Below are 1,072 nucleotides of genomic sequence, written 5' to 3'. Positions count from 1 at the left end.
GTCAGCTCGGCGCGCAGCGAGGTGAGGGCTCGACGGGCGAGGTGGGGGTCGAGGTCCGTGACGAGTCCTGTGGTGTGCGGCAGGGCGGCGCACTCGGCGAAGGCCGCCCCACCCTTGTAGTCGAGCAGCACGAGGGTGAGCTCGTCCGGCGGCAGCGCGAGAGCCAGCCCCGCGACGAGGGTCTGCAGCAGCTCGGACTTGCCGGCCCCGGTGGTGCCGCCGACGAGCACGTGCGGGCCGTCGGCGGCGAGGTCGAGGGTGATCGGGCCGCCTGCCGAGCGGCCGAGCGCTGCGAGGGGGTGCCGGGTGGGCCGGGTCCAGGCCGCGGCCACGTCGGTCGGGCTGTCCAGCCCGACGGGGCTGACGTCGGCCAGGGTCACCAGGTCGGGGGTGATGGCCGCCGCGCCCGAGGTGGACGCCCGCAAGGGCGCGAGCGCTCGCGCCAGCTCCCACGACACGTTGGGTCCGACCGCGTCGGGGACGGCGCCCGAGACCAGACCTCCGCCCGGCATACCGACTGAGGCCCGGCCATCGGGATCGAGTCGCAACCAGGCCCCGGCCGACGCCGGGAGCCGGTCCGGTTGCTCCGCGACGGTCAGGACCAGCACCGACTCACCTCCCACCCCGGACAGGAGCCGAGCGAGCAGCTCGTCCAGCCCGGCCGAGTCGAGCCCGGCGACCACCACCAGGTGCCGGGGTGATCCAGCCGCGTGCGGGCTGCCGAGGACGTCGTTCCCGAGCAGCTCCTCGATCAGGTCGGAGGCCGCCTGGGTGCCGACGACGGGCACGGGCGTCGTCGGCCGCTGCGAACGGTGCGGCAGCCAGCGGCTCCACTCCCACGACCGGGCCTGGCGGGGCGAGCCGGCCACCACGTCGATGGTCAGCGAATCTGGAGGGCACTCGACGGTGAGGGCGCCCACGACGGCCCGCGCGACGCCGATCGCGCCGGGTCCGCTCAGGCCGATGATGCGGGCCTCCGCCAGGTCCACGTCGACCGGGACGTCGTCCAGGGAGGGCCGGGTCAGGGCGCCGTCCGGCTCGCGGACGGCCGCGCGGGCCGGCAGCCGGGCGC

General features: G+C 76.4%; 1 protein-coding gene. It reads right to left on the bottom strand.

Annotated features, from left to right (window positions below; genetic code table 11):
• A partial coding sequence (locus B4K29_RS13290) for an FtsK/SpoIIIE domain-containing protein (RefSeq protein WP_286967698.1) occupies nucleotides 1–1,072 on the bottom strand: 1,072 nt, incomplete at both ends.

The sequence above is a fragment of the Arsenicicoccus sp. UBA6765 genome, assembly GCF_002453335.1.
Taxonomy (GTDB): Bacteria; Actinomycetota; Actinomycetes; order Actinomycetales; family Dermatophilaceae; genus Arsenicicoccus; species Arsenicicoccus bolidensis.
Note: the sequence above shows the minus strand (reverse complement) of the source record. Positions and strands in the feature narration are given on the sequence as shown.